Here is a 22,371-nt window from a genome sequence, read left to right as displayed (position 1 = left end):
CCGGCGCAGCACGGCGCATCCACGACATTCCTTCAGCGCCGCAGGTCGGTCTCCACCGTTCGCCGCCCCATGGCGAGGGCGGGCAGCGCGGCCGCCAGCAGCCCGACCAGCAGCGCCGCCGCCGGCGCCAATAGGTCCTCCCAGGCCGGCGCCGCCACCACGGACAGATCAAGCGAACCGCCCGCCAGCATGCCCGCCCCGACGCCCAGCGCCCAGCCGAGCGGCAGGCCGGTGGCGACGCCCGCGCCGAGGATCGCGGCTGCTTCCAGCCATGCCGCGCCGGCGATGAAGCCTGGTGGCGCGCCGATCGCCCGCAGCACCGCGAAATCACGCCGTCGGGCGAGGAAGTTGGCCGACAGCGCCAGGAACACTGCCGCCAGCACCAGGGCGAAGCCACCCCAGGCCATGCCGGCCACCAGCCCCCGCACATCACCGAGCGCGCGCAGCAACGGCACCAGCACCTCGGCGGGGAACACCGCGACGCTCGTCCCCGAGCGGTATTGCGAGCGCAGCCGATACGCATCGGCGATGCCGGTGGGCGCCACCACCACGGCCGGCACGCCGGGCGGCGCGATCCAGGGCGGGCCGAGGCGCGTCTCGTCGCCGCCATGGCCCTCGCCGAGGCCGTGCAGTTCCCAGACGCTTTCGATCGGCACCAGGATGGCGCGATCCCAGGCATTGCCCTGCGGCGGTAGGCGGCCGACCACGGTGTAGTCGGTGTGGTCATGGCCGCGCGGCGCTTCATCGGCGCTGCTATGGCCATGGCCGGGCTCGAATTCCGCCCCCGTCGCCAGCGGCACCGCGGCGCCCACCACCGCTTCGAATGGTGCGCCGAACGGCTGGCCCTCGGCGAGCGTCCAGCGGCCGCCGCGCGTCACGAAAGCCTCGGTGACGCCGACGATCGGGTGGCCACGCCAGGAATCGCCGAAGCCGATCGGCGAAGCCCAGCGGATGCCGGGCTCGGCCATCAGCCGCGCCAGCGTCTCGCCGGCCAGCAGCGGCACCGCTTCCGGCCGAAGGAACACCGAGGCGAGCACCAGCTGTGTCGGGCTGCCGGGCGCGCCGACCACCAGGTCGAAGCCAGCGACGGCGCCGATCGAGCCTTGTCGCACGGCGCGTTCCACCGCGCCGACCGCGACGCCGAGGCCGACCGCGAGCGCAACCAGCAAGGCCAGCGCGGCTGAGGTCCAGGGCCGCCGCCGCAGCGCGGCGCGCGCCACTGGCCAGGGATTCATCATGGCGTCACCAGGCAATTGCCGACGATGCGCAACTGCCATTGCAGCCGGCCGAGCAGCGCCCGGTCATGGCTGGCGACCAGCAGCGTCGCGCCGGTTTCGGCGGCGAGGCCGACCAGCAGGTCACCAACCGTGGCGCCGGCTTCGGCGTCGAGGCTCGCGGTCGGTTCGTCGGCGATGAGCACGGGCGGGCGGAACAGCAAGGCGCGGGCGAGGGCGACACGCTGGCGTTCACCCCGGCTCAGCGCCGCAACATCGGCGACATCGCCGCGCACGCCGAGGCGGTCGAGCAGCGCCATCGCGGCGGCGCGTTCGGCGGCGCTTGCGCGCGTGCGGCCGAACAGCGCCGGCAGCAGGACATTGGCCAGGCTGCTGAGGCCCTCCACCAGGTGGAAGTCCTGGAACACCATGCCGACATGGCGTCGCCGCCAGGCGTCGCGCGCCGGCGCGGGCAGGGCGGCGAGGTCGGTCTCGCCCCAGGCGACGCGACCGGCGCGTGGCGTGGCGATGCCGGCCAGGATATGCAGCAGCGTGGTCTTGCCGGCCCCCGAGCCGCCCTCGATGCCGAGGCTGGCGCCGGCTGGCAGGTCGAGTTCCGGCACGGTGAGCAGCGGGCGCCAGCCCGCCGCGCGGTCGGGCACGGCGATCTCGAGACCGCGCAGGCTCAGCGTACCCGATGGTTCAACCGCGGGCGAAGCTGGCATTGCGAAGCCGCAGTTGACTGACGAAACCGGTCTCCGGGTCGGTCCAGGAGCCCGCTTCGAGCCGGCCCGTCACCTCGATGCGCATCGAGGGGTCGAGCGGCAGGGCGCGGCGGCGCAGATAGACCACGACGATGTCGGGCGGCCATTCGGCGTCGGACGAACAGAAGGGGCAGATCGAGAGCGGTTCGCGGGTCAGCACGAAGAAGATCGCCTCGGCCGATAGCGGCGGCGCCATGAAGCCGCGCATCGTCACATCCTGGCCGGCCAGGCGCTGGACCTTGTCGGAAAAGCGTAGGCCGGTCACCGACCAGGCGCCGTAGAGGTCGTCAAAGCCGATCCTCTCCGCCGCCCGGGCGCCGGAGGAGAATATCAGGCCGGCCGGCGCACCAAGGATGGCGCGCCGGCCGCAGCGATGGACGTTACTGGCCAAGCCCGAGCGCCTCGGCCATGCCACGGAACACGTAGGTGTTGTCGACGAAGCCGTGGAAGCGTTCGCTCCCTGGGCCCCAGGCGCGCAGGATGCCGTCATCGACGGCATGGACGCCCTGGTTGACCGAGCGCGGCATGTTGCCTTCGCGCCGCAGCGAACCGGCCTGGCGGCACAGGTCCTCGTTGGCGACGTAGTTTTCGCCCTGGCGCACCGCGGGCACCCGCTGGCCGTCGAGGCTCGGGCGGAAGGTCTCGCAATAGTCGGGGTAGGCCGCATAGAACACCGCGAGGCGGCGGCTGACATCGACGCTTGGCGGATAGCCACGGGCATCGGCCGGCGGGTAGTTGGGGAAGCCGGCCTCGGCATAGGTCCCGACGCGTTCACGCATGTCCCGGCCGGGGCGGTTGTCGTCCACCGTGCCGATGATGGCCATGCCGTGGGTGTGGTCGGGCACGACGACGATCATCGTGTCATTGCGGTCGGCCGCCCAGTCGCGCGCCACGCGCACCGCGTTGTCGAGCATGATGGTGTTGTAGACCGACCGTTCCCAGTCGAGCGGGTGGTTGTCCTTGTCGATCAGGCCGCTCTCGACCATCAGGTAGAAGCCGCCCGGGTTGCGTTCGAGCACCTGCAGCGCGGCGCGCACCTGCTCGGTCAGGTCGGGCTGGTTCGGGAAGCGCTCCACCGTGCCGCGGCGCAGGTAGAAGCGGTCGAGCGGGCCGTCCATGTTGCTCAGGTTGAACAGGCCGAGCAGGCGGCGCGTGCCGGTCTGCGCGGCGGCCTCGGCCAGGCTGCCGGCATCCTCGGCGAAGACGTAGCCCTGCTGGCGGAAGGCATCGAGCATGTTGCGCTGGTCGCGCCGGCGCGACCCCGGCGTGCCCTGCGGCAGCAGGGAGGCGGACCCGCCGCCCATCAGCACATCGACGCCGGAGGCCAGCATCTGGTCGGTGATCGGCAGGTAGTCCGAGCGGCGGCGCGTATGGGCGAAGACCGCGGCCGGGGTGGCGTCCTGGATCTCGGTGTTGGTCACCACGCCGACGGACATGCCGCGGGTGCGCTGGACGATCTGCGCCAGCGTCTCGACGCGCGGATGCGCGAGGGTGTCGCGCGCGCGGCTCGGATAGACGTTGAGCGCGTTGACGCCGGATTTGTGCCCGGTGTTGTAGGCGGCGGCGGAATTGGCGCTGTCGGTCGCGATGCTGTCGACGCCGGAGGTGCCGACCGTCGCCATCACCGGGAAGCCGTCGATCACCAGGCGGCCGTTGTAGCGGCCCTCGCTGATGCCGCGGGAGAGGATGCGCGCGGCGGTGACGTTGGCGACCGTCATGCCGTCGCCGACGAAGAGGATGACGTTGCGCGCCTGGCGCTGGCCGCCGGCATAGACTTCCCACGTTACCGAGGCGGTGTGCTCGCCATCCGTCGCGCGCAGGTTGTAGACGCCCGGGGTGGCGAGGCTGGCATCGCGCAGCACGATGCTGCTGGCGGGCTGGTCGTTTTCGCGTTCGATGAAGTCGGGCGCGCGGCCGAACACCCCGGCCACAGGGCGGCCATTCACCGTGACGGCGACGCGGTCGGCGGCGACGAGGCCGGGGAATTCGACCTTCAGGTCGAAGCGGCTGCCGGCGAGGATTTCCGCGCGGTCGACCGGGAAGATGGTCTGCGCCTGCACGGCGGGGGCAGCAAGCACCGCCATGACGGCGAGCGTGGCGAGGTGATGTCGGCGCATGAATGTCTCCGGCTGGATGCGGCCGGACACTAGCCGCCGAATCCGGGGCTGGGCGGGCGTCGTCAAAATTTCATGGCGGGCCGGGGCGGCGGATTCGGGCACGTCGCGCAACGGACGTCGCGCCTCCCCGCGCACCGGGAACTTGCACCGGTGCGGGGGATGATGGCGGGATATCGGAAGTGGCTTGGCTCCCCGAGTAGGACTCGAACCTACGACCTAGGGATTAACAGTCCCGCGCTCTACCAACTGAGCTATCGGGGAAGGAGCCGGGCGCCGCGTATAGTCTGGCGCGACACCAGTGTAAACCCATCCTGCGCGGTGGAGGTCCGGAGCGGAATCGAACCGCTGTAGAGGGTTTTGCAGACCCTTGCCTGACCACTCGGCCACCGGACCGCGCGGGCGCCTCTATCGGGGCATCGCGCCGCCGGGTCAAGCGCCGGCTTGGCGTGAGGCTACCCGCAGACCTATAACGCCCGCTCAGTTTGCAAGGGCGCTCACAGATGGATTTCGCCGAAGCGCGCCGGTTCATGGTCGAAGGTCAATTGCGGCCGAACCGCGTCGAGGACCCGCGCATCGTCGCGGCATTGCGCGATTTGCCGCGCGAACGCTTCGTGCCGGCCGCGATGGCCTCGCGCGCCTATGCCGATGCGGATGTGCCGCTGCCGGGCGGGCGGGCGATGATGAAGCCGATGGTTCTCGCGCGACTGGTGCAGCTCTCGGCGCTGCGGCGCGGCGAGCGGGCGCTGGTGCTCGGCGCCGGCACCGGCTTCGGCGCCGCGCTGATGGCCGCGATCGGCGCCAGCGTCACCGCGGTCGAATCCGACCCCGTGTTGCTGGCGATCGCGCGCATGGCGATCGCGGCGAGCCTGCCGGCCGGCGCGGTCACCCTGGTGGAAGGGCCCTCCTCGGCCGGTCATGCCGCGGGTGCCTATGACGTCATCATGATCGAGGGCGGCGTCGAGGTGGTGCCCGAGGCGGTACAGGAGCAACTTGTCGAGGGTGGCCGCCTGGTGACCATCAGCCTGGCCGGTGGCCCGCCGGGGCGCGCCCTGCTGATGCGGCGCGCTGGCGGGACGGTGACCACCATCGTTGATTTCGATGCGCATGCGGCGGCGCTGCCCGGCTTCGCGCCGGCGCCGGCCTTCGCCTTCTGAGTATCGTTGGCGGCAGGTGCCCGATGGCGCCTGCCGGGGGTGACAGCCTGCCCGGACAGGGCGGCCAATGCCTTGAAGCACTTTCTTTTCCCACCCCGGGCTGGCGCAGGCCTGTTGCGGTGCGTTAAGACTCCCACGTTAGGCTTCGGGCGCCGCGCGGACCCTGTCCGTGACCGCGCGCCATCCAGTTGGGGGATTGCGGACGTGATGACCAGCCTGCGACGGACCATGCTCCTTTCCGCCGCATTGACCGTGCTGCCCGCTGCTGCGTCCTGGGCCCAGACCCTGCAGGAAGCGCTCGCCGCCGCCTATGCCAACAACCCGACGCTGCTCGCCGCCCGTGCCCAGACCCGCTCGGTGGATGAGGGCGTGCCCCAGGCGCTGTCCGGCTGGCGTCCGACCGTCGTCCTGGGGGCCGCGGGCGGGTATGCCGATACCCAGTACCGCAACCAGTCCACCGTCGCGGTGCAGCGCACCGCCTCGGGCGATGTGGTGAACCTCGACACCGCCGGCGTGCCGTTCTCGCTGTATTCGGATGCACCGCGGAACACCGCCAATGTGACGGCAACCGTCACCCAGCCGCTGTATCGCGGCGGCCGCACCACGGCGGCGACGCGGCGGGCGGAGAATCAGGTCTACGCCCAGCGGTCGCGGCTGCTGGCGACCGAGCAGACCGTGCTGCTCGATGGCGTGCGCGCCTATATTTCTGTGGTGCAGAACCAGGAGGAGGTTCGCCTCAACGAGAACAACGTGCAGGTGCTGCTGCGCCAGCTGCAGGCGACCAACGAACGCTTCCGGGTCGGCGAGATCACCCGTACCGACGTCGCCCAGGCCGAGGCGCGCCTCGCCGCGTCCCGCTTCCAGCTCGACCAGGCGCTCGGGACGCTGCAGGCTTCCCGCGCCACCTTCGTGCGTGTGATCGGGATGGAGCCGACGAGGGTCTCGCCGCCGCCGCCGATCCGTCCGCCGGTGCGCAACCTGCAGGAGGCGATTCGTCGCGCGACGGCGAACAGCCCGGCGGTGGTCGAGGCGACGTTCAACGAATCGGCGGCGCGGGACAATATCGACCTGCAATTCGGCGCGCTGCTGCCCACTGTCAGCGCGCAGGCGCAGGCTTTCCGGCTCGACAACAATACCGTGCGCGGGTCGCGACAGACCGGCGCGCAGATCACCGCGAACCTGTCCGTACCGCTGTATCAGGGCGGCGCCGAACATTCCGCGGTGCGCCAGGCGCGCCAGCAGGCCCAGCAGGCGCGCCAGGTGTTGGCCGATGCGCGGCGGGTGGCCGAACAGGACGCGACGCGAACCTGGGAGGCGCTGAACACGGCGCGCGCCCAGGTTGAAAGCTCGCAGGCGGAAATCCGCGCGCAGGAAATCGCGCTCGATGGCGTGCAACGCGAGGCCGTGGTCGGCAGCCGCACGACGCTCGACGTGCTGAATGCGGAACAGGAACTGCTCAATGCCCGCGTGCGCCTGGTGCGCGCACTGGCGACGCTGATCAATTCCTCCTACGAGCTGACCGCGTCGCTCGGGCGGCTAACGGCACAGGATCTGTCGCTGCCGGTGCAGATCTATGACCCGCGGAACTACTACAATGCCGTGCGCGACCGCTGGGTCGGCACCGGTGACTACAACGAATCGGTGCCGCAGGCCGCGGTCGTGCCGCAGACCGTCATCGCGGTGACGCCGCTGGTCCCCATCACCCCGGCCCAGCCTGCTCAGCCGACGCGCCGGCAGCCATGAGCGGCGAGGGCACCCCAACACCCGGTGGCACGCCGCCCGGGGTGGCCTCGGACCAGTCGATGGAGGATATTCTCGCCTCCATCCGCCGCATTCTGAACGAGGATGAGATCGCGACCCCCGCTGGCGCGGAGGCTGACGCCGCGCCGTCCGCCGTTGCGCCGGCGGAGCCTGGCGAGCCCGAGCCCCTGTTGCTGACGGAGGATATGATGGTGTCCGAGCCCATGGACCCCGCGCCGCCCGTGGCCGGACCGATCGCCGAGGTGGAAACGCCGCCGGTACCAACGCCGTCCCAGACACCGCAGCCCGTGGATCCCGAAGGGCTGTTGGCGCCGGCCGTCGCCGCCGCGGCAGCCGCCTCGGTCAGCCAGTTGCTGCGCGCTGTCAGCACCGAACGCGGCGCGATGGTCCATCGTGGCGGACCGAGTATCGAGGATGTCGTGCGCGAGGAACTGCGCCCGCTGCTGAAGGACTGGCTCGACCATCACTTGCCGGCGATGGTCGAGCGCTTGGTGCGGGCCGAGATCGAACGGGTGGTCGGGCGCGCCTTGTCCTGAGTGTCCATTGGTCGCGTTTCCGAGGCCGGTCCGGACCCGCAATCGACCGCCCCCTCCTGCATGCTGACCTGGGTGGCTGGGTAGTGCCGGGTTTTCCAGGCGGCCCCTCAGGCGCGACGGCCGCCCGGCATCACTCCGAGCGGATGTTGTTCTCGCGCACCACTCGACCCCAGGTCTCCATCTGGGTGTCGAGGAAGCTGCCGAAGGCCTCGGGCGTCGAGCCGACGATTTCGATACCGAGCGGGCCACTGATCCGCGCGCGGACCTCCGGCATCTCCAGCGCCTTGCCCAGCGCCACATGGAAGCGGCGCAGCACCGGCTCCGGCACGCCGGCGCGGCCGATCACGCCCCACCAGGCCAGGGCATCGATGCCGGGAATGCCGGATTCGACGACGGTGGGCAGGTCGGGGAACAGGGTCGACCGCCGCGCCCCGGTCTGTGCCAGCGGGCGCAACGTCTGGCCCACCTGGCCGCCGAGCCCGGCATTGGTCGCCATCGGCATGTCGAGTTCACCGGCAGCGGCTGCCGCGCTCATCGGCCCGCCACCGCGATAGGGGACATGCACCACCTGGAAGCCGCCGGCCTTCTGCATCAGCGACATGGTCAGATGCGCCAGCGAGCCGTTGCCGATCGATCCGTAGGTCAGCGTGTCGGGCCGCGCCTTGGCGGCGGCGACGACCTCCTGCAGGCTCCGCCAGGGGCGGGAGATATGGGTGGTGATCAGCATCGGGGAGGTGCCGACCAGCATCACCGTCGTCAGGTCCCGCTTCGTGTCGTAGCCGGGATTGGCGATCAGTGCCGGGTTCACCGCATGGGTGTCGAACACCATCGCCCAGGTCAGTCCATCCGCCGGTGAACGGGCCAGCGTGGCAGTGCCGATGGCGCCGGAAGCGCCGGGGCGGTTCTCGATCACCACCGGCACGCCGAGCTCGGCCGAGAGGTGGGGCTGCAGCAGGCGGCTCAGCGTGTCCACCGATCCGCCGGGCGGGAAGGGAGCGATGAGGCGTATCGGCCCGCTCGGCCAGGGCGCCTGGGCCAGGGACGGCCGCGCCAGGGCGGCGGCGGGCAGGGCGAGCAGAGGGCGGCGCTTTGTGTTCATGGTCGGTCCCCGGGAGGCTTCAGCGCATTAGCCCGGCGCCCGGCGCTCGTCCAACCCGCATGCGCAGCCCTTGACGCGGGGCGGCCGGGCGGGGAAGGGATGCGCCATGCTCGACAAGTCCTTCGACCCCGCCGCCATCGAACAGCGCCTCTATGAGGGCTGGGAGGGCGCTGGCGCCTTCTCGGCGAACCCCGCTTCGCCGGCCAAGCCCTTCACCATCATGATCCCGCCGCCCAATGTCACGGGCAGCCTTCATATCGGGCATGCGCTCGACAATACGCTGCAGGACATCCTGATCCGCTGGCGGCGTATGCAGGGGCGCGACGCGCTGTGGCAGCCGGGCACCGACCATGCCGGCATCGCAACGCAGATGGTGGTCGAACGCCTGCTGGTGCAGGAAGGCAATGCCGATCGCCGCAGCTTGGGGCGCGAGAATTTCGTCAAGCGCATCTGGGAATGGAAGGCGGAATCGGGCGGCACCATCACGCGACAGTTGCGCCGGCTGGGCGCCTCGCTCGATTGGCCGCGCGAACGCTTCACTATGGATGAGGGGCTTTCCGTTGCGGTGCGCGAGGTTTTCGTGCGGCTGTACCGGGACGGCCTGCTGTACCGCGACAAGCGGCTGGTGAATTGGGACCCGAAGTTCCTGACCGCGATTTCCGACCTGGAGGTCGAGAGCAAGGAAGTGAAGGGGCATCTGTGGCACCTGCGCTACCCGATCGAGGGCGAGCCGGGGCGCTTCCTGGTGGTGGCGACGACGCGGCCGGAGACGATGCTCGGCGATACGGCGGTGGCGGTGCATCCGGAGGATGAGCGGTTCCGTTCACTGGTCGGCAAGCGGGTGATTCTGCCGCTGGTGGGCCGCTCCATTCCCGTGGTGGCGGATGAGTATTCCGACCCGGAGAAGGGCTCCGGCGCGGTGAAGATCACCCCCGCGCATGACTTCAACGATTTCGAGCTCGGCAAGCGGCACGACCTGCCGATGCCCTCGGTGCTCGATGCCGAGGGGCGCGTGTTCCTCGATGAGATCGCCGGCGCTTTCGCGGCTGTCGATGGCGTCAGCGACCTCGACTTCGTGCGTGGCCTGGCCGGGCAGGACCGTTTCGCGGCGCGCAAGTCGATCGTCGCGCGGCTGGAAGAGATGGAACTCGTCGAGGCGATCGAGCCGCACACCCATGCGGTACCGCATGGCGACCGCTCGGGCGTGCCGATCGAACCGCGGCTGACCATGCAATGGTATGTCGATGCCAAGACGCTGGCCGCGCCGGCGATCAAGGCGGTCGAGACCGGCCAGACCGTGTTCACGCCCAAGCAGTGGGAGAACACCTTTTTCGCCTGGATGCGCGACATCCAGCCCTGGTGCGTCTCGCGCCAGCTCTGGTGGGGGCATCAGATCCCGGCCTGGTACGCGCCGGATGGCGAGGTGTTCGTCGCCTTCACTGAAGCGGAGGCGGCTGACCTCGCGCGGGTAAAATTCGGCCGGGATGTGGAACTGGTTCGCGACGAGGACGTGCTCGACACCTGGTTCAGTTCTGCGCTGTGGCCGTTCTCAACCATCGGCTGGCCAGAGAAGACGCCGGAACTCGCGAAATACTACCCCGGCGACGTGCTGGTGACGGGCTTCGACATCATCTTCTTCTGGGTCGCCCGGATGATGATGATGGGCATCCATTTCATGGGTGAGACGCCGTTCAAGACGGTGTGCATCCACGGCTTGGTGCGCGATGAGAAGGGGCAGAAGATGTCCAAGTCGCGCGGCAACGTCATGGACCCGTTGGAATTGGTCGATGCCTATGGCGCCGACGCGGTGCGCTTCACGCTGTGCGCGCTGGCCGGGCCGGGGCGCGACATCAAACTGGCGAAGCAGCGCATCGAGGGCTATCGCGCCTTCGCCACCAAGATCTGGAACGCGTCGCGCTTCTGCGAAATGAACGGGATTGCGCCACGTAGCGATTTCGATGCCTCGGCGGTCACGCTGCCGTTGTCGCGCTGGATTCTCGACGCGGCGAACAGTGCGGTGGCGGAAGCCAATGCGTCGCTCGAAGCCTTCCGCTTCGACGACTATGCCGGCGCCTGCTACCGCTTCACCTGGAACACCTTCTGCGACTGGTTCCTGGAATTCGCCAAGCCGGTGCTGCTCGGCCCGGATGGGGCGGAGAAGGAGGAGGTGAAGGGCGTTGCCCAGCATGTGCTCGGGACCGTGCTGCGCCTGCTGCACCCGGTGATGCCGTTCCTGACCGAGGAGTTGTGGCACCGGCTCGGCTATGGCGCCGAGGGCAGCCTGATCCGCGAGGCTTGGCCGGAAGCCGTGTCGGTCGAGGGTGTGGTCGAGGCGAGGGCGGAACTCGACTGGGTGGTCGGCGTGGTGTCGGAAATCCGGTCGATACGCTCGGATTTCGACATCGGCTACAAGATCAAGGGCCGGCTGGCCGCGCATATGCCGCCGGCCGAGGAGGCGCGGCTGCGTGACCGGCTGACGCGGCACAATGATATTCTACAACGGCTGGGCGGTTTGTCGGCGGTCGAGCCGGCCAGCACGGGCACGTCGTCGGGTGCCGAATTCGCCGTGTCGGGCGACCGCTTCGACCTGCAATTCGGCGACGATTTTGACTTCGCCTCCGCCGCGCCGCGGCTGGAGAAGGAATTCAAGCGCGTCGCCGGCGAGGCCCAGAAGGCTGAGGCGAAGCTGTCCAGCGAGGTCTTCATCTCCCGCGCGCCGGAGGAGATCGTGCAGGAAAACCGGGACCGCCTGGCCGCCGCGCAGACCGAGATGGCGCGGCTGCAGGCCGCCATCGCGCGCATCACCGGCTGACGGGCGATGTTCGATGGTGCCACGATCAACCTGTTCGTGGCGATTACGGTCGTCGTGTTCGTCACGGTTGGCGGTCGTGACCTGTTGGTGCGGCAGGGGCTGTCCAGGGTGGTGGCACAATCCGTCGCGGGCCTGGTGGGAATTTTCGTGGCGGTGGGATTCCCGCTCGCGCTCGGTTGAGCCGTCCCGCCGCCGAAGGTGATGTGGCGCCGGACCCGGTCCGGTCCATGCTTGCCGCAGGAGAAATCGCACCATGCCTGCCACCCCCGGACGCATCCATGTCGGCATTGGCGGCTGGACCTTTCCGCCTTGGCGCGGCGTGTTCTACCCGAAGGGGATGCCGCACAAGGACGAGCTGGCGCATGCCGGGCGGCAGCTGACCGGCATCGAGGTCAACGGCACGTACTATCGCCTGCAATCGCCGGATAGTTTCGCCCGCTGGCATGACGAGACGCCCGAAGGCTTCGTCTTCGCCCTGAAGGGGTCGCGCTTTGTCACCAACCGCCGCGTGCTGGCCGAAGCGGGGCCGTCGCTGGAGAAGTTCTTCGCCAGCGGGCTTACGGCGTTGAAGGCGAAGCTTGGCCCGATCAACTGGCAGCTTGCCGCGACCAAGCAATTCGACGCGGCCGATATCGACGCGTTTCTCGGCCTGCTGCCGAAGGCGCTGGACGGGCTGACGCTGCGCCACGCCATCGAGGCGCGGCATGAAAGCTTCCGACACCCGGACTTCGTTGCCATTGCACGCAGACACGGCGTGGCGATCGTCACCGCGGCGGATGGGGAGTACCCGCAATTCACCGACCTGACGGCGCCCTTCGCCTATCTGCGCATCATGGGCACCACGGCCGACCACCCGGAGGGCTATGATGCCGCGGCGCTCGACGCCTGGGCGGCACGGGCGAGACGGTTGGCGGCGGGGCAGGGGCTCGACGGCTTGGCCGCGCCTGTCGCGGAGCCAGGTCCGCCGACCCCGCGTGATGTGTTCCTGTTCGTGATCAGTGGCGAGAAGGAACGCAACCCTGCCGCGGCGATGGCGCTGATCTCGCGGCTCTGATCCGGGCTTCCGGGCCGCGCGGGTGCGCCCATATGCACGGTATGATCCCGCTCTCCATTCTCGACCTCTCCCCGATCCCCGAGGGCAGTGACGCCGGCCAAGCGTTACGACACTCGCGCGATCTCGCCCGTCATGCCGATGCGCTGGGATACCGGCGCTTCTGGATGGCCGAACACCACAACATGCCAGGCATCGCCAGTGCGGCGACCGCGGTCGCGCTGGCGCATGTGGCGGAGGGCACGCAGCGCATCCGCATCGGTGCGGGCGGCATAATGCTGCCCAACCATGCGCCGCTGATCATCGCCGAGCAGTTCGGTACACTGGCGGCGCTGTATCCGGGGCGGGTCGACCTCGGCCTCGGCCGCGCGCCGGGGACGGACCAAGTGGCGGCGCGGGCGATGCGGCGCAACCTCACCAGCGGCGAGGACGCCTTCCCGCAGGATGTGGTGGAGTTGCTGAGCTATTTCCGCCCGGCCGAGCCCGGCCAGGCCTTGCGTGCGGTCCCCGGTGCCGGCGAAGCGGTCGAGGCCTGGATCCTCGGTTCCAGCACCTTCGGCGCGCAGCTCGCGGCCTATCTGGGGCTGCCCTATGCCTTCGCCTCGCATTTCGCGCCGGCGCAGATGATGGATGCCATCGCGGTGTATCGCGAGCGGTTCCGGCCCTCCGAACGGCTCGCCGCGCCACATGTCATGGTCGGCGTCAACGTCTTCGCGGCGGAGACGGAGGATGAGGCGCGCTTCCTGTTTTCCTCCCTGCAACAGGCCTTCGTGAACCTGCGCAGCGGCCGGCCGGGCAAGCTGCCGGCGCCGGTCGAGGGGTTCGACGGACAACTCGACCGCTATGCGCGGGCTATGCTCGACAATGCCTTGTCCTGCTCGGTGGTGGGCACGCGCGAGACGGTGCGGCAGGGCATCGCCGAGATCGCCGCGCGGACCGGGGCGGATGAGCTGATGGTCACCGCGCAGATCCACGACCATGGCGCACGGCTGCGATCCTTCGAAATCCTCGCGAAGGCTCAGGCGATGGTGGGCATCGCCGCTTGACGCGCCGCGCGATCGGCCTTCGATAGGGGGGAAGCCGGCCCGCGACCGGCCCCCGACCCCCGCGTGAGGAAATCGTCCATGACCGCCTGGGACAAGTCCCGCCTGCCGAGCCGCCACACCACCATGGGGCCGGAGCGCGCGCCGCACCGTTCCTATTATTACGCGATGGGGCTGACCAAGGAGGAGATCGAACAGCCGCTGGTCGGCGTCGCCTCCTGCTGGAACGAGGCCGCGCCGTGCAACATCGCGCTGTCGCGCCAGGCGCAGGCGGCAAAGGTCGGCGTGAAGGCGGCGGGGGCGACGCCGCGCGAATTCACTACCATCACGGTGACCGATGGCATCGCCATGGGGCACCAGTCGATGAAGTCGTCCCTCGCATCCCGCGAGGCGATCGCCGATTCCATTGAACTGACGATGCGCGGGCATTGCTACGACGCGCTGGTCGGCATCGCCGGCTGCGACAAGTCGCTGCCGGGCGTGATGATGTCCATGCTGCGGCTGAACGTGCCGAGCGTGTTTATGTATGGCGGGTCGATCATGCCGGGCCGGCACCACGACCATGACGTGACGGTGCTCGATGTGTTCGAGGCGGTCGGCCAGCACGCCGCGGGGAACATGTCGGATGAGGAACTGGACGAGCTGGAACGCCATGCGTGCCCCGGGGCGGGCGCCTGCGGCGGCCAGTTCACCGCCAACACCATGGCCTGCGTGTCGGAGATGATCGGCCTCGCGCTGCCGTTTTCCGCCGGCGCGCCGGCGCCGGATGTGACGCGCGACGACTACGCCGTGGCGTCCGGCAAGGCGGTGGTCGAGCTGATCCGCCGCAACCTGCGCCCGCGCGACATCGTCACGCTCGACGCGCTGCATAATGCGGCGGCGATTGTCGGGGCGACCGGCGGTTCCACCAACGCGGCGCTGCACCTGCCGGCGATGGCGCATGAGGCCGGCATCCGCTTCACCTTGCAGGATGTCGCCGAGATCATGCGCAAGACGCCGCATATCGCCGACCTCAAGCCGGGCGGGAAATACGTCGCGGCGGATGTGTTCCGCATCGGTGGCGTGCCGGTCATCATTAAGGCCCTGCTCGATGGCGGCTATGTGAAAGGCGATTGCCTGACGGTCACGGGCAAGACGCTGGCGGAGAACCACCGCGAGGTCATCATCCCCAAGGACCAGGATGTGGTGCATCCGACGAGCAACCCGATCAGCCCGATCGGCGGTGTCGTCGCGCTGCATGGCAATCTCGCCCCGGAAGGCGCCATCGTGAAGATCGCCGGCATGCATAACCTGCGCTTCGAAGGCACCGCGCTATGCTTCGATTGCGAGGAGGACGCCTTCGCCGCGGTCGACGCCCGCGCCTACAAGGCGGGTGACGTCATCATCGTCCGCTATGAGGGCCCCAAGGGCGGGCCGGGCATGCGGGAGATGCTGTCCACCACCTCGGCGATCTACGGCCAGGGGATGGGCGACAAGGTGGCGCTGATCACCGATGGGCGGTTCTCGGGTGCCACGCGCGGCTTCTGCATCGGCCATGTCGGGCCGGAAGCGGCGGTCGGTGGGCCGATCGCGTTGCTGCAGAACGGCGACAGGCTGGTCATCGATGCCGAAAAGGGCACCATCGACATGCTGGTGCCTGACGAGGAGATCGCCCGCCGCCGCGCTGCCTGGAAGCCTCGCGCGCATGACTACAATGCCGGCGCGCTGTGGAAATATGCGCAGCTTGTGGGGCCGGCCTATCTCGGTGCTGTCACCAACCCCGGTGGCGCCGCCGAGACGCATTGTTACGCCGACCAATAGCCATCGTGGTGCCATCGCGTCGCCACAGGCAACGCGCCACTTAACCCGTGCGTTGAGGGGCTGCGGCATCAACCGCCGCCCCCATACGGGAGACCGTGATGATGACGTCCCGCCTGCTGCTGCCCCTATTGGCCGGAATCGGCCTGGCCGGTTGCGTTGCCTATCCGGTGGCCGGACCGCCGCCACCACCGCCGCGGGTCGTCTATGCCGCCCCCGGACCGCCACCGCCGGTGTATGTTGAACCTGCGCCGCGTCGCCGGGTGTGGGTGCCGCGACGCTGTGATGCCTATGGCCGGTGCTGGGGAGGTCATTGGCGCTGGGTCTGAGGCGGCCATCCGGGCCGTCCGGCGCGGAAGGATGAGTTGATGCGTAAGCTTTGGCCGACCTTGGCCGTTCTGCTGCCCGTCGCCCTTGCCGGCTGCGTGCAGTACCCCGATGGCACCTGGGGGCCACCACCGGTAGCGCAGCCGGCCGTGACGTATGCGTCGCCGCCCGGTCCACCGGTGCTCTATTCGCCACCCTCCTATGGCTATTACCCCGGGGCGCCGGTCTATGTCGTGCCGGCGCCGCAGCCGTCGCCCATGGTGGTGGCGCCGTCGGTTGGCATCGGGATCGGGCTGGGCTGGGGGCGCGGCTATTGGGGGCCGGGCTATTACGGCCGCCCCCGCGGCTATTGGGGTCGGCCGGGCGGGTATTACCGGCGCTGGTGAGACGGGTTCAGCGCAGCGTCGCGATCACCGGCGTGTGGTCGGAAGGCTGCGTCTCGCTGCGCGGCATGGTGTCGACCTCGCAGGCTTCGAGCCGCTCCGCCAGGTCGGGGCTGAGCAGCACATGGTCGATGCGCAGGCCGCGATTGGTCTCGAAGGCGGCGCCGTAGTCCCAGTAGGTGAACAGTGTCTCCGCCGGGTGCAGCGCGCGCAGCGCGTCGGTCAGGCCGAGATGCAGCAGGGCGCGGAACTGGGCGCGCGATTCGGGCCGCACCAGCGCATCGGTCGGCGGCAGAGCGCCGGGGGCGAGGTCGGCCGGCGTCGGGCAGACGTTGAAGTCGCCGAGCATCGCGAAGGGGGTGAAGGTGTCGAGCCGTTCGGCGGCGACCGCGCGCAGCCGTTCCATCCAGCCGATCTTGTAGGCGAAGCCGGCCTCGCCGCCGGAATTGCCGTTGGGCAGGTAGATGCCGGCGGCGTTGAGCCCCCCGGCGCGGATTTCGATGTAGCGGGCCTGGCTGTCCTCGGCATCGCCGGGCAGGACCTCGGCGACCACCTCGAAGGGGATGTTGGCGATCACCGCCACGCCGTTGCGCCCGCCTGATTGGCCGACCGCATGGGCAGTGTAGCCGAGGGCTTCAAACTCGCCGGCCGGTACCTGTTCGGCGGTGCAGCGGGTCTCCTGGAGGAACAGGATCTCGGGTTTCACGCGGTCGAGGAAGCGCGCGACATGGCCCGCCCGCTGGCGGATCGAATTGACGTTGAAGGTCGCGAGTTTCATGCCGGCTTCGATGCAGGGGAGGGGCACCATACCCCTTCCGCCGAAGCCGCGGTCAAGGCACGTCGATCAGGCGGGGGCCGTCAGGCCGCCACCGCCAGCGCCATGCAGCCGAGGAAGAAGCCGATGCGCGCGATGATCGCGGGCATCACGCCATAGGCATTGATCGGTTCGGGCATCGATGCAGCCTCCGCTTGGGGCCGCCACCGGCTGGCGGCCTGCCATGGGGAGCTTATAGGTCAGCAATACTGACCTTCAATGAAAATGCTGCGATGCAATAGAACGTGACGCATTCGATGTGGTTCGCGCATCACCTTCCGAACCCGGGAATGATCGCGCGATTCAGACCTTCGGTGCAGCCGCAGCGGCGGTCGTCACGCTCAAACGCGTCAGCCGACCGAGAAGGAGGTCCCGCAGCCACAGGCGGAGACCGCCTGCGGGTTGCGGATGGCGAAATGCGCGCCGATCAGTTCCTCGGCCCAATCCAGTTCGGCTCCGGCCAGCAGGTCGAGCGAGACGGGGTCGACGAAAACACGCCCGGCACCCTCCCCGACGATCAGGTCGTCCTCGGCCGGGCCGTCCTCCAGGCCGAACTTGTACTGGAAGCCGGAGCAGCCGCCGGCCTCGACCGCCAGGCGCAGCCCGGCTGCGGGGCGGCCTTCGCGCGCCGCGATGTCGGTGATCTGGGCGTGGGCGCGCTCGGTGACGCGGAAGGCGGGGGCGGTGATGGACCCGTCGGGCATGGCGGTCTGGACTCCTTGGCGATCAAGATAGGGCTTCCGGGCGCCGGTTCCAACGACGGCCTTGCGGTTGCCGTCGGGTGCGGCGCGGTGCTACGGCCCGCGGCATGGTTCTGGCACCCTATGCCGTCCGCCCCGAGACTTCCCGCGGCCGGCTTCATCCGGAAGCGGGGGGTGACGCGCGCTCGCCCTTCCAGCGGGACCGCGACCGCATCGTGCACGCCACTGCCTTCCGCCGGCTGCAGTACAAGACGCAGGTCTTCGTCTATCACGAGGGCGACCATTTCCGCACCCGGCTGACCCATTCCATCGAGGTCGCGCAGATCGCGCGCTCGATCGCCCGGCTGCTGGCGCTGGACGAGGACCTCGCCGAGGCGCTGGCGCTGGCCCATGACCTCGGCCACCCGCCCTTTGGCCATGCCGGGGAGGATGCGCTGAACAGCGCGATGAAGCCCTATGGCGGCTTTGACCACAATGCGCAGTCGCTCAAGGCAGTGACGCTGCTGGAGACGCGCTATGGCGGGTTCGACGGGCTGAACCTGACCTGGGAGACGCTGGAGGGCCTGGCCAAGCACAATGGCCCGCTGCGCCGCCCATCCCCCTACATCGCCGACTACGATGCGCGGCACCCGCTCGACCTCGACACCCATGCCGGGGCGGAGGCGCAGGTCGCCGCCCTGGCCGACGACATCGCCTACAACAACCACGACCTCGATGACGGGTTGCGGGCGCGGCTGTTCACGCTCGAGGAAGTCGGCACGCTGCCGTTGATCGGCGAGGCGCTGGCCGAGGCCCGCCAGGCCAACCCGGACATGGCGCCGGACCGCGTGGCGCCGGAGATGATCCGCCGCGTCATCAACCTGATGGTCGTCGATGTCGAGGTCGAGACGCGCCGGCGCCTCACCGTGCTGGACCCGGCCAGCGTCGATGACATCCGCCGCGCCAGGGAACCGGTGGTGGCCTTCTCGCCGCGCATGGCGGAGGCCAACCTGGCGCTGCGCGACTTCCTGTTCACGCGGATGTACCGCCACTGGCGGGTCAACCGCACCATGGCGAAGTCCAAGCGCGTGGTGCAGATGCTGTTCAGCCTGCTGCATGGCGGGCCGCAGATGCTGCCGCCCGATTGGCGCAGCCGCGCCGGGGATGCCGGCAGCGCCCAATGCGCCCTGGTCGTGTGCGACTACATCGCCGGCATGACCGACCGTTACGCGCTGGAGGAACACCGGCGCCTGACCGACCCGGATGTGCCAGGCTAGAGGTGGTCGCGCCCGGCCGGAGTGAGCCAGGCGCGTGACGATCTCCGATCAGGCAGTGTCTTGGACGGCTGGCGTGAGCGCAGTCGATCGCAAGCCGCTCTGGCCACGGGCCTTCGCACATTCCATTCCGCGTCCGGCTCGGCTAGCCTCGCTTCCCGGCGGGCAGGTTGAGGAAACGGTTCGATGAGTGGATCAGCGGACGGCGGCGCCAAGCGGACAGCGTCCCAGGGCAATCTGACCAGCGGGCGACCGAAGCGCTCGCGACGTGAATATCGCGAATTCGACGTCGCGGAAGCCTGGGACAGCTTCGCCGCCGAGGAACAGGCTGGCGACCATGACGACCATTCCGCCCAGTGCCGTGCGGTCATTTTCGTCGACAGCGAGGAGTTCGACTCCGACCCCGAAGGCTATGAAGGCCAGACCGGCAACGGCCACGGCCATGCGGAGATGGATGCGCTCGACTTCCTGATCGGCAGCATGGGCAACGAGGCGGTCGAGGCGGTGCTGCAGGAAGGCTCGGTCACGCTGGACTGCGTCGGCAAGCCCTGCTGCGTGCAGTGCTCGACCATGCTCGGCCTGCTCAATATCGGGCCGAAGACGCCGGCGACCAAGAAATCCCGCAACACCATGCTCGCCGGCGGGGCCTGGTCGGTATCGCTGCGCCTCAAGACCTTCCTCGTCGAGAAGTGGAAGTTGAAGGAGTCCGACATCCAGGACTTCGCCGCCATGGATCAGAGCCGCTTCGACCGGACGCTGTAGCGCCAGTCGGGCCAGGACGGTGCCCGGGCCAGGCCACGGATGCGGCAAATCGTCGATGACGGGGCCAGGGTGGCTACGCCCCGGCGCCGGCATGGCGTATCAAGCGCCCCGACATCCCTGCCTGAGTATGACATGACCGAGAATATCTTCGCCCTGCTGACGCAGGAGGTGCGCGGCGTGCTTGCCGCCCTGGTGCCCGATCTGCCGCCCGAGGCGCTGGCGCGCGTGCAGGTGGAGCCCCCGCGCGATGCTGCGCATGGCGACATGGCGACCAATGCCGCGCTGATCGCCGCGAAGCCGGCCCGCATGCCGCCGCAGAAGCTTGCCGCCGCGCTGGCCGAGAAGCTCGCCGCGCTGCCGATGGTCACCGAGGCGACGCCGGCCGGCCCCGGCTTCGTGAACCTGCGGCTGGACGAGGATTTCCTGCGCGCCCAGTTGCCGGCCGTGCTGCGCGCCGGGGAGGCCTATGGCGACAGCACGATTGGCGCCGGGGTGCGGGCGAATGTCGAGTATGTCTCGGCCAACCCGACCGGGCCGATGCATGTCGGCCATTGCCGCGGCGCGGTGGTGGGTGATGCGCTGGCCAATCTGTTGAAGAAGGCCGGCTGGGACGTCACCAAGGAATACTACGTCAACGATGCCGGCAACCAGGTCGGCGCCCTCGGTTGGGCGTCCTATTGGCGGTATCTGCGCGCGGTCACCCTCGATGCCGATGAGTGGAATGCCGAGAACACCGAACAGCGGTTCGGCGTGACGCTGCAATATCGCGGCGACTACCTGGTCGCGGTGGGCGATGCGCTGGCCGAGCGCCACGGCGCAGGGATGATGCCGCGTCGCGTCGAGGGCGGCACCGTTCCGGAGGAGGAGACGCTCTCAGCCTATGCCCCGGCGCTGGAACGCGGCTGGCTGGTGAAATCCGCCTGGCTCGACACCGCGCGTGAGATCGCGGTGGCGATGATGATGGCGGAGATCCGCGAGGACCTGGCACTGCTCGGCGTCGAGCAGGACGTGTTCGTGTCGGAACGCTCGCTGGTCGAGGCCGGTGCCGTCGAGGGCGCGGTGCGCCTGCTGGAAGACAAGGGGCTGCTGTACGAAGGCGTGCTGGAGCCGCCCAAGGGCAAGACGCCCGATGATTGGGAACCGCGCCCGCAGACGCTGTTCCGCGCCACGGAGTTCGGCGACGACGTGGACCGCCCGCTGCGCAAGTCGGACGGCACCAACACCTATTTCGCCAATGACATCGCCTATCACGCCGACAAGGTCGGTCGTGGGCAGGAGCTGCTGATCGACGTCTGGGGTGCCGACCATGGCGGCTATGTCTCGCGCATGCAGGCGGCGGTGCGCGCGGTCTCGGACGGCCGCGTGCCGCTCGAGGTCGTGCTCTGCCAGATCGTGCATGTGATGAAGGCGGGCGAGCCCGTGCGCATGTCCAAGCGCGCCGGCACCTACATCACCCTGCGAGACCTGATCGAGGAAGTCGGTCGCGACGCGGTGCGCTTCACCATGCTGACGCGCAAATCCGACGCGCAGATGGAGTTCGACCTCGACAAGGTCGTCGAGCAGTCGCGCGACAATCCGGTGTTCTACGTGCAGTACGCGCATGCGCGCTGCCGCTCGGTGCTGCGCCAGGCGGAGGCCGCGGATGCCGCGCTGGTCGCCGATCTGGCCGATGTGCCGCTCACGGCCCTGGCCGATCCGTCGGAAATGGCGCTGATCCGCCGGCTGGCGGCCTGGCCGCGCAGCGTGGAAGCGGCTGCAACAGCGCGCGAGCCGCATCGAATCGCGTTCTATTTAGCGGACTTGGCCGGGGATTTTCATGTACTGTGGAACCGTGGTCGCGACGATTCGACGCTTCGGTTCATCCGGACGGAGGATCGGGGGGCGACCCGGGCCCGGCTGGCCCTCGTCGCGGCGACCGCGACGGTGATCCGCTCGGGCCTCGGCGTCATGGGGGTGACGCCGGTGGAGGAAATGCGCTGACGGGCTCGACCATGGCCCCAGGGGCAGTCAGGGGGGGTGGGGCGTGACAGATGTACCGGTGCCATCCTATCGCGTGCGGCGTTCCGATGATGGCGGGGCACCGTGGCGGATGGTTGCGTTCGGCGGCGGCGTGGCCGCGGTGCTGGTGGTGGGCGGCGGCATCTATTGGGGGCTGTCGCGTGCCGGCGGGCCGCGTTCGGTGCCGGTGATCGAACCCGACCCGCGTCCCTTCAAGGTGCGCCCGGACGACCCCGGCGGGTTGCGCGTGCCGAACCAGGACGAACTGATCTTCGAGCGCAACCGCGGCAGCAACCTGCAGCCCCGCGACGCGCGCCTGGCGCCGGAGCCGGAGGCGCCGAGCCTTGAGGCATTGCGCGCCCAAGTAGCGCAGCCGCCGCCGCGGGCTGCCGCGCCGGAGGCCCCTGCCGCCACGCCGCAGCCGCAGCTGCCGGCCGCGGTGCCGCGCACGGCCGCCACCGTCGCGCCTGCCCCCGCACCGGCGGCCGAACAACCCGCCGCGCCCACGACCTTTGCCCCGGCGGCCAATGGCCGGATCCGCGTGCAGCTTGGCGCGCTGACCTCCGAGGAATCGGCGCGCGGGGAATGGGACCGCCTGGCGCGGGCACATGCCGACCTGCTCGGCGCCTTCCAGCCACAGGTGGTGCGCTTCGAACGCGAAGGCCAGACGACACTGTACCGACTGCGGACTGGCGGCTTTGCCAACACGGCCACCGCGCAGGCCTTCTGCGAGCAGGCGAAGGCGAAGCGGATGCCTTGCGTCGTGGTCCGCTGACGCTGCCGGC

At 69.5% G+C, this 22,371-nt stretch carries 20 protein-coding genes and 2 tRNA genes; 13 read left to right on the top strand and 9 right to left on the bottom strand.

Going from position 1 to position 22,371, the window contains the following annotated elements; all coding sequences use genetic code 11:
* Window positions 1-32 precede the first annotated feature (32 nt).
* The 6 genes from IEY36_RS01400 to IEY36_RS01375 all read right to left on the bottom strand — a co-directional run bounded on the left by IEY36_RS01400 (window position 33) and on the right by IEY36_RS01375 (window position 4,488).
* Entirely contained in the window at window positions 33-1,238 is a 1,206-nt protein-coding gene (locus IEY36_RS01400; protein ID WP_229681006.1) for an FtsX-like permease family protein, read from the bottom strand.
* Window positions 1,235-1,939, bottom strand: coding sequence for an ABC transporter ATP-binding protein (locus IEY36_RS01395; RefSeq protein ID WP_188965118.1), 705 nt, complete (start codon window positions 1,937-1,939; stop codon window positions 1,235-1,237). The genes IEY36_RS01400 and IEY36_RS01395 overlap by 4 nt, the downstream gene beginning before the upstream one ends.
* Entirely contained in the window at window positions 1,917-2,369 is a 453-nt protein-coding gene (locus tag IEY36_RS01390) for a hypothetical protein (RefSeq protein ID WP_188965117.1), read from the bottom strand. Before IEY36_RS01390 ends, IEY36_RS01395 begins: the two co-directional genes overlap by 23 nt.
* Window positions 2,359-4,095 carry an alkaline phosphatase gene (locus IEY36_RS01385; protein ID WP_188965116.1) on the bottom strand — a complete coding sequence of 579 codons (1,737 nt, stop codon included), beginning with the start codon at window positions 4,093-4,095 and terminating at the stop codon, window positions 2,359-2,361. Before IEY36_RS01385 ends, IEY36_RS01390 begins: the two co-directional genes overlap by 11 nt.
* A 185-nt stretch (window positions 4,096-4,280) precedes the next feature.
* A tRNA-Asn gene (locus IEY36_RS01380) sits at window positions 4,281-4,356 on the bottom strand.
* Between the two features lie 58 nt (window positions 4,357-4,414).
* A tRNA-Cys gene (locus IEY36_RS01375) sits at window positions 4,415-4,488 on the bottom strand.
* Window positions 4,489-4,595: 107 nt separating this feature from the next.
* Here IEY36_RS01375 and IEY36_RS01370 point away from each other — a divergent pair.
* From IEY36_RS01370 to IEY36_RS01360, 3 genes are all read left to right on the top strand, one after another.
* Window positions 4,596-5,249 (top strand): protein-L-isoaspartate O-methyltransferase family protein, encoded by a 654-nt coding sequence (locus tag IEY36_RS01370; RefSeq protein ID WP_188965115.1) that lies wholly within the window; start codon window positions 4,596-4,598, stop codon window positions 5,247-5,249.
* A gap of 207 nt (window positions 5,250-5,456) precedes the next feature.
* Window positions 5,457-6,992 carry a TolC family outer membrane protein gene (locus tag IEY36_RS01365; protein ID WP_188965114.1) on the top strand — a complete coding sequence of 512 codons (1,536 nt, stop codon included), beginning with the start codon at window positions 5,457-5,459 and terminating at the stop codon, window positions 6,990-6,992.
* Window positions 6,989-7,546, top strand: a complete 558-nt coding sequence (locus tag IEY36_RS01360; RefSeq protein WP_229681005.1) for a DUF2497 domain-containing protein — start codon at window positions 6,989-6,991, stop codon at window positions 7,544-7,546. The genes IEY36_RS01365 and IEY36_RS01360 overlap by 4 nt, the downstream gene beginning before the upstream one ends.
* 130 nt (window positions 7,547-7,676) lie before the next feature.
* Here the strand turns inward: IEY36_RS01360 and IEY36_RS01355 are convergent, their stop codons facing one another.
* Window positions 7,677-8,645, bottom strand: coding sequence for a tripartite tricarboxylate transporter substrate binding protein (locus tag IEY36_RS01355; RefSeq protein WP_188965113.1), 969 nt, complete (start codon window positions 8,643-8,645; stop codon window positions 7,677-7,679).
* 106 nt (window positions 8,646-8,751) lie between these two features.
* Here IEY36_RS01355 and IEY36_RS01350 point away from each other — a divergent pair, with 106 nt between their 5' ends.
* The 6 genes from IEY36_RS01350 (at window position 8,752) to IEY36_RS01325 (ending at window position 16,061) form a co-directional block, all read left to right on the top strand.
* Complete coding sequence (locus IEY36_RS01350) at window positions 8,752-11,457, top strand: valine--tRNA ligase (RefSeq protein ID WP_188965112.1); 2,706 nt, start codon at window positions 8,752-8,754, stop codon at window positions 11,455-11,457.
* Window positions 11,458-11,463: 6 nt separating this feature from the next.
* Window positions 11,464-11,637, top strand: coding sequence for a hypothetical protein (locus IEY36_RS01345; RefSeq protein WP_188965111.1), 174 nt, complete (start codon window positions 11,464-11,466; stop codon window positions 11,635-11,637).
* A gap of 73 nt (window positions 11,638-11,710) precedes the next feature.
* Window positions 11,711-12,511 (top strand): DUF72 domain-containing protein, encoded by an 801-nt coding sequence (locus tag IEY36_RS01340; protein WP_188965110.1) that lies wholly within the window; start codon window positions 11,711-11,713, stop codon window positions 12,509-12,511.
* A 41-nt stretch (window positions 12,512-12,552) separates the two neighbouring features.
* Window positions 12,553-13,554: an LLM class flavin-dependent oxidoreductase gene (locus IEY36_RS01335; RefSeq protein ID WP_188965492.1), complete on the top strand. Its 1,002-nt coding sequence runs from the start codon at window positions 12,553-12,555 to the stop codon at window positions 13,552-13,554.
* A 78-nt stretch (window positions 13,555-13,632) separates the two neighbouring features.
* On the top strand, window positions 13,633-15,351 hold the full coding sequence (gene ilvD, locus IEY36_RS01330) for a dihydroxy-acid dehydratase (protein ID WP_188965109.1): 1,719 nt from the start codon (window positions 13,633-13,635) through the stop codon (window positions 15,349-15,351).
* A gap of 365 nt (window positions 15,352-15,716) precedes the next feature.
* Entirely contained in the window at window positions 15,717-16,061 is a 345-nt protein-coding gene (locus tag IEY36_RS01325) for a hypothetical protein (RefSeq protein ID WP_229681004.1), read from the top strand.
* Window positions 16,062-16,068: 7 nt separating this feature from the next.
* Here the strand turns inward: IEY36_RS01325 and xth are convergent, their stop codons facing one another.
* Window positions 16,069-16,836: an exodeoxyribonuclease III gene (gene xth, locus IEY36_RS01320; protein WP_188965107.1), complete on the bottom strand. Its 768-nt coding sequence runs from the start codon at window positions 16,834-16,836 to the stop codon at window positions 16,069-16,071.
* Window positions 16,837-17,222: 386 nt separating this feature from the next.
* Window positions 17,223-17,576 carry a HesB/IscA family protein gene (locus tag IEY36_RS01315; protein WP_188965106.1) on the bottom strand — a complete coding sequence of 118 codons (354 nt, stop codon included), beginning with the start codon at window positions 17,574-17,576 and terminating at the stop codon, window positions 17,223-17,225.
* Between the two features lie 104 nt (window positions 17,577-17,680).
* Here IEY36_RS01315 and IEY36_RS01310 point away from each other — a divergent pair, with 104 nt between their 5' ends.
* The 4 genes from IEY36_RS01310 (at window position 17,681) to IEY36_RS01295 (ending at window position 22,361) form a co-directional block, all read left to right on the top strand.
* Entirely contained in the window at window positions 17,681-18,829 is a 1,149-nt protein-coding gene (locus tag IEY36_RS01310) for a deoxyguanosinetriphosphate triphosphohydrolase (protein ID WP_188965105.1), read from the top strand.
* 183 nt (window positions 18,830-19,012) lie between these two features.
* Window positions 19,013-19,588: a hypothetical protein gene (locus tag IEY36_RS01305; protein WP_188965104.1), complete on the top strand. Its 576-nt coding sequence runs from the start codon at window positions 19,013-19,015 to the stop codon at window positions 19,586-19,588.
* Between the two features lie 132 nt (window positions 19,589-19,720).
* Window positions 19,721-21,568 (top strand): arginine--tRNA ligase, encoded by a 1,848-nt coding sequence (locus IEY36_RS01300; RefSeq protein ID WP_188965103.1) that lies wholly within the window; start codon window positions 19,721-19,723, stop codon window positions 21,566-21,568.
* Between the two features lie 43 nt (window positions 21,569-21,611).
* Entirely contained in the window at window positions 21,612-22,361 is a 750-nt protein-coding gene (locus IEY36_RS01295; protein ID WP_188965102.1) for an SPOR domain-containing protein, read from the top strand.
* The last annotated feature ends 10 nt before the right edge of the window (window positions 22,362-22,371 follow it).

The sequence above is a fragment of the Neoroseomonas lacus genome (genome assembly GCF_014644535.1).
Classification (GTDB): Bacteria; Pseudomonadota; Alphaproteobacteria; order Acetobacterales; family Acetobacteraceae; genus Neoroseomonas; species Neoroseomonas lacus.
This window is presented reverse-complemented; position numbering and strand designations above follow the sequence as displayed.

Excerpts from the sequence above, each read along its gene's own strand:
- IEY36_RS01400 (WP_229681006.1), bottom strand. The coding sequence starts at position 1,238 with ATGATGAATCCCTGGCCAGTGGCGCGCGCCGCGCTGCGGCGGCGGCCC.
- IEY36_RS01395 (WP_188965118.1), bottom strand. The coding sequence starts at position 1,939 with ATGCCAGCTTCGCCCGCGGTTGAACCATCGGGTACGCTGAGCCTGCGC.
- IEY36_RS01385 (WP_188965116.1), bottom strand. The coding sequence starts at position 4,095 with ATGCGCCGACATCACCTCGCCACGCTCGCCGTCATGGCGGTGCTTGCT.
- IEY36_RS01370 (WP_188965115.1), top strand. The coding sequence starts at position 4,596 with ATGGATTTCGCCGAAGCGCGCCGGTTCATGGTCGAAGGTCAATTGCGG.
- IEY36_RS01365 (WP_188965114.1), top strand. The coding sequence starts at position 5,457 with ATGACCAGCCTGCGACGGACCATGCTCCTTTCCGCCGCATTGACCGTG.
- IEY36_RS01360 (WP_229681005.1), top strand. The coding sequence starts at position 6,989 with ATGAGCGGCGAGGGCACCCCAACACCCGGTGGCACGCCGCCCGGGGTG.
- IEY36_RS01355 (WP_188965113.1), bottom strand. The coding sequence starts at position 8,645 with ATGAACACAAAGCGCCGCCCTCTGCTCGCCCTGCCCGCCGCCGCCCTG.
- IEY36_RS01350 (WP_188965112.1), top strand. The coding sequence starts at position 8,752 with ATGCTCGACAAGTCCTTCGACCCCGCCGCCATCGAACAGCGCCTCTAT.
- IEY36_RS01345 (WP_188965111.1), top strand. The coding sequence starts at position 11,464 with ATGTTCGATGGTGCCACGATCAACCTGTTCGTGGCGATTACGGTCGTC.
- IEY36_RS01340 (WP_188965110.1), top strand. The coding sequence starts at position 11,711 with ATGCCTGCCACCCCCGGACGCATCCATGTCGGCATTGGCGGCTGGACC.
- IEY36_RS01335 (WP_188965492.1), top strand. The coding sequence starts at position 12,553 with ATGATCCCGCTCTCCATTCTCGACCTCTCCCCGATCCCCGAGGGCAGT.
- ilvD (WP_188965109.1), top strand. The coding sequence starts at position 13,633 with ATGACCGCCTGGGACAAGTCCCGCCTGCCGAGCCGCCACACCACCATG.
- IEY36_RS01325 (WP_229681004.1), top strand. The coding sequence starts at position 15,717 with ATGCGTAAGCTTTGGCCGACCTTGGCCGTTCTGCTGCCCGTCGCCCTT.
- xth (WP_188965107.1), bottom strand. The coding sequence starts at position 16,836 with ATGAAACTCGCGACCTTCAACGTCAATTCGATCCGCCAGCGGGCGGGC.
- IEY36_RS01315 (WP_188965106.1), bottom strand. The coding sequence starts at position 17,576 with ATGCCCGACGGGTCCATCACCGCCCCCGCCTTCCGCGTCACCGAGCGC.
- IEY36_RS01310 (WP_188965105.1), top strand. The coding sequence starts at position 17,681 with ATGGTTCTGGCACCCTATGCCGTCCGCCCCGAGACTTCCCGCGGCCGG.
- IEY36_RS01305 (WP_188965104.1), top strand. The coding sequence starts at position 19,013 with ATGAGTGGATCAGCGGACGGCGGCGCCAAGCGGACAGCGTCCCAGGGC.
- IEY36_RS01300 (WP_188965103.1), top strand. The coding sequence starts at position 19,721 with ATGACCGAGAATATCTTCGCCCTGCTGACGCAGGAGGTGCGCGGCGTG.